This window comes from Roseomonas sp. TAS13, from assembly GCF_001950415.1.
Taxonomy (GTDB): domain Bacteria; phylum Pseudomonadota; class Alphaproteobacteria; order Acetobacterales; family Acetobacteraceae; genus Roseomonas; species Roseomonas mucosa.
In genome coordinates this window covers 1-4298 of record NZ_BDLP01000364.1, presented here as the reverse complement: position 1 = coordinate 4298, position 4298 = coordinate 1, and the positions used below count along the sequence as shown (strand labels likewise).

Below are 4298 nucleotides of genomic sequence, written 5' to 3'. Positions count from 1 at the left end.
GCGCCTTCAGCCGCACCAGTTCGCTCGCCATCACCAGCCAGTCCGCCTGCCGCTCCAGCGGCACCTGGCCGCGGCTTGCCTCCAGCGCCGCCACGAACTGCTCGGCGAGGGGCACGATCGACAGCTGCCCCAGTCGCAGCTTCTGCTGGCGCACCATCTCCAGGAGGAAGTCGAGCGGTCCCTCGAAGCCCTCCAGGCTGAGCACCGGCGGGCCACCGGGATGGGGCGCGGCCTCCCGGCCCTGCCCCGCCGGATACTCCCAGGCCGCCACCGCCTCAGCCATCTTCCGGCCCCGCATAGTCCGGCCGCAGCTCCAGCGTCAGCTCCGGCCAGGCCCGGCGCAGCCGCCGCAGCGCCTGCCAGGGCGACCAGTCCGCCGACCAGAACTCCACCGCCAGCGCGTCCATCCGCCGCTGCCGCCCGTCGCGCCCGGCCGGCACCGCCCGCACGTGCCGCAGCGTCCGGGTCGTGCCCCAATGCGCCCAGAGCCAGGCCCGGGCCTGCGGGTCGTCGGGGCCCAGCGCCAGCAGCCGCTCCGGCACCGGCAGCAGCCGCTGCAGATCGAAGGGACAGCTGCGCTCGCCGGTCTTCCGCGCCACCGCCCACTGCTGCAGCACCGCCACCGCATCGCACAGTCGCTGCGACAGGATCCGCGCGCCCTGCAGGCTGATCGCCCGCTCGCCGTCCGGTGGCCCCGCCAGCTGCAGGAACCAGTCCTCGCGCAGCCGCTCCAGGTCGTGCTGCCAGGGGATCACCCCGGGTCCCGCCGCCGCCGCCCGGAAATCCGCCATCCGCGCCGCCGGACCGCTGATCCGCAGCCTGTTGCGCAGCCAGTCGGTGTGCGCCGGCGCCAGCGGGGCCTCGTCCCCGGCCGGGGCAGCAATGGCATCCGGCACGGAGGCGGACGGCACGGCCAGACCCCTCGCCTACAGGTCGAGCAGCCGGGCCGGGCTGTCGCGGGTGATCCTGGCCCGGCGGCGGTAGCCTTGCGTGGTGGCGATGCTCTTCTGCCGGGCGTGGTGCATCACCTGCTCGTCCAGCGCGCCCTTCAGATAGGCCTCGGTGATGAAGCCCGCCCGCAGCCCGTGCGGCGACAGCCGTTCGGTTTCGTCCACCGTGAGTCGGGCCAGCGTCGCCCGCCGCCGCAGGATCTTCCACACCCCCTGCGGGCTCAGCCGATCCTCCAGCGCCCCGCCCGGGCTGAGCCGCCGGAACACCGCCCCCCACTCGATCCGCGTCCGGCGGAGCCAGGCTTCCACCGCCCGCACCGGGCAGGAGAGCGGGTTCAGCCCGCGCGGGATGCCGATCGTCGCCCCTTCCCGCTCCTGGTCGCGCTTGGAATGGGGGATGAACAGCACCATCCCCTCCGTCGTGAAGCGCAGGTGCTCGTGGTCGATCGCCACCAGCTCGGAGCGCCGCAGCGCCCCGGCGAAGCCCAGCAGCAGCAGGAGATGCGCCCAGAGGGGCAGGTGCAGGAAAAGGCCGGACAGGGCAGCGAGCAGGAAGAGGCCGAGCACGCCGAGCACCGGCCAGGCCCGGGGCCAGAGGGCCTCCCAGAGCAGGGCCAGCCGCGCGAGGCGCCGCTGGCGGTGCAGTCTCCGGGAAACGCCCTCTGGCAGATCGGTCATCCCATCCACTCCGGCAGACGCTGGTGGGCCAGCAGGTCGTCGAGGCTCTGGCGTTCCCGCACCAGGGCCCAGCGCGCCCCGTCCACCAGCACCTCGGCGGCCAGGGGGCGCGCGTTGTAGGTGGAGGACATCGAAGCCCCGTAGGCGCCGGCATCCAGGAAGGCCACGAGATCGCCCGCCGCGAGTTCGGGCAAGCCCCTTCCACGTGAGAAAGTGTCACCGGTCTCGCAGACCGGGCCGACCACGTCGGCGGGCGAGAGCGGGGCGTGGAAGGCCTGCGGCGCGACGGGCAGGATGCCGTGCCAGGCCTCGTACATGGCTGGGCGCATCAGGTCGTTCATCCCCGCATCCAGCACCACGAAGCGGCGGGTGGCGCCGCGCTTGACCAGCATGACGCGGGACAGGAGCACCCCGGCGGGGCCGGCGATCCAGCGGCCGGGTTCGATCATCACCGGCAGGCCGAGGGGGCCGAGCGTGCCGGCGATGGCGCCGGCCAGGGCCTCGGGCAGCGGCGCGGTCTCGTCGCGATAGGGGATGCCGAGGCCGCCACCGCAATCCACCCGCTCCACCGGCAGGCCGCGGTTGCGCAGCGCGGTGACGAGCTCGGCCACCTTGGCATAGGCGGCGCGGTAGGCGGACATGCCCTCGGTGATCTGCGAGCCGATATGGACGGCGATGCCGATCGGGCGGATGCCGGGCAGCGCGGCCATGCGGGCATAGAGGGCGGCGGCATCGTCCAGCGCCACGCCGAACTTGTTCTCCGCCTTGCCGGTGGTGATCTTGGCGTGGGTGCGGGCATCCACGTCCGGGTTCACGCGGATCGCCACCGGGGCCTCGCGGCCCATGGCGGCGGCGATGGCGGAAAGCATTTCCACCTCCTCCGCGCTTTCGGCGTTGATCTGGAAGATGCCGGCGGCGAGCGCGGTGCGGATCTCGGCCTCGCTCTTGCCGACGCCGGAGAAGACGCTGCGGGCGGCGCCGATGCCGGCGGCCTCGGAGATATGCAGCTCCCCGCCGCTGACCACGTCGGTGCCGACGCCCTCGGCACCCAGCAGGCGCAGCACGGCAAGGTTGTCGTTGGCCTTCATGGCGTAGTGGATCGTGGCGTCGAGCCCTGCCCCGGCCAGGGCCTCGCGCAGCGCACGCGTCCGGCGGCGGAGCGTGCTGGCGGAATAGACCCAGACCGGGCTGCCCACCCTGGCCGCGATGGCGGCGAGCGGCACTTCCTCCAGGCACAGCCCGTCCTGCGCATGGGCAGTGAGCTGCGGCCGCTGCGCCAGCAGCTCGGCAAAGGACGGGTCCGGCGCCTGCGGGGCCAGGGAAAGAGGGGAAGCCATGGTCTTGCCTAGTCTGGGGTGTCTGGGGGGACGGTTGGAAGCGGAAAGAGGTGCGGTTTTCCGCGGCGCGGCGCAAGAGGCGGGGAGGATGGTGTCTCCGACGGGTTGGGAGCGCCCGCCCGTTGCCGGGGAAGGCCCGGCCTGCTGCCCGGGCCGCCGCGCCGCGGGGCCCCTGCTTTCATCTTCTCGCCGGGGCGGGCACCATGCGTCGCAGGCTCACCCGGCGCACGGTTGGGGATGGGTTCCCAGGAACCGGGCCACAGCCCGACGGCCATCGCGGACGCCGGTCGAGCCCCGCGCAACGGGGACCGGGCGGGCGGGACGGTGCCTCGCCTCCGGAAGTGTGCGCGAAGTGGAAGGGCCGGGAGAAGCCGCCGCTCGCCTCAGCGACTCCCATCCGCCACCAGGGCATTCGCCCGGGGCATCAGCACCCACATCCGCACCGGCTCGCGCAGGTTGCCGGCGCGCTTGCCGGCTTCCGGTCCCCAGCCGCGGAACAGGTCGCCGCGTCCGGGGCCGCGGATGGCCCCGCCGGTGTCCTGGGCCGCGACGAGGCGGCGGATGTTGCCGCCGGCCACGAAGACCGGGGCGCCCAGCGGCACCACGGAGGGATCGACGGCGATGGAGCGTTCCGGCGTCAGCGGGATGCCCATGGCGCCGGGCGGCCCCTGGTCGGGGCGCAGGCCCTGGTTGACGCGGAAGAAGATGTAGGAGGGGTTCTCCGCCATCAGCGCGGCGGTGCGGTCATAGCCCACCTTGGTCATCCAGCGGCGGATGGCATCGGCGGACATGTTTTCCGGCGCGACGTCGCCCCGGTCGATCAGGGAGCGGCCGATGGAACGGTAGGGCTGGCCGTTCTGCCCGGCATAGCCGAGGCGCAGCATCTTGCCGTCCGGCAGCACCACGCGGCCGGAGCCCTGGATCTGCAGGAAGAAGGCCTCGACCGGGTCGTCCACCCAGACAAGCTCCAGCCCACGCCCGTCCAGCGCGCCGTTCTGGATGGCGGCGCGGTCCGGCAGCGGCTGCAGCTTGCCGTCCATCATCTGGCCGTGCAGGGGGCGCTGGCCATCGCCCTGGCCGAGTTGCACATGCTCGGAGGGCGGGGCGTGCAGCGGGGTCTGGAAATCGCCCACCCGGATGCGGGAGCCGCGCAGCACCGGCTCGTAATAGCCTGTCAGCAGGCCCTCCCCGACCGGAGTGGGGATGAAGTTCTCCTCCAGCGCATCGCGCAGGCGGGCATCGCGAAGCTGCCGCGCCTCGCGCAGCCGGGCGCCGCTGGCGCGGGCCGGCACGGGCGGCAGGTTGCGCCAGGCCTGGGACAGGGCATCACAGG

The 4298-nt window shown here is 73.6% G+C and carries 4 protein-coding genes and 1 pseudogene; all 5 read right to left on the bottom strand.

Going from position 1 to position 4298, the window contains the following annotated elements; all coding sequences use genetic code 11:
• Window positions 1-283 (bottom strand): annotated as a pseudogene (locus tag ROTAS13_RS20215) (segregation/condensation protein A); the annotation flags it as partial.
• A complete protein-coding gene (locus tag ROTAS13_RS20210; RefSeq protein WP_075823231.1) occupies window positions 276-911 on the bottom strand; it encodes a hypothetical protein in 636 nt (211 codons plus the stop codon). The pseudogene ROTAS13_RS20215 and the gene ROTAS13_RS20210, both read right to left, overlap by 8 nt.
• 15 nt (window positions 912-926) lie before the next feature.
• The gene (locus ROTAS13_RS20205) at window positions 927-1628 is read right to left on the bottom strand and encodes a DUF4175 family protein (RefSeq protein ID WP_075823230.1); all 702 of its coding nucleotides are present in this window, start codon (window positions 1626-1628) and stop codon (window positions 927-929) included.
• Window positions 1625-2965, bottom strand: a complete 1341-nt coding sequence (gene lysA / locus ROTAS13_RS20200) for a diaminopimelate decarboxylase (RefSeq protein ID WP_075823229.1) — start codon at window positions 2963-2965, stop codon at window positions 1625-1627. Before lysA ends, ROTAS13_RS20205 begins: the two co-directional genes overlap by 4 nt.
• A gap of 383 nt (window positions 2966-3348) precedes the next feature.
• A partial coding sequence (locus ROTAS13_RS28235; RefSeq protein WP_075823228.1) for a murein transglycosylase A occupies window positions 3349-4298 on the bottom strand: 950 nt, incomplete at its 5' end.

Bases quoted from the DNA above. Each gene is read 5' to 3' on its own strand.
- ROTAS13_RS20205 (WP_075823230.1), bottom strand. From the start codon at position 1,628: ATGACCGATCTGCCAGAGGGCGTTTCCCGGAGACTGCACCGCCAGCGG.
- lysA (WP_075823229.1), bottom strand. From the start codon at position 2,965: ATGGCTTCCCCTCTTTCCCTGGCCCCGCAGGCGCCGGACCCGTCCTTT.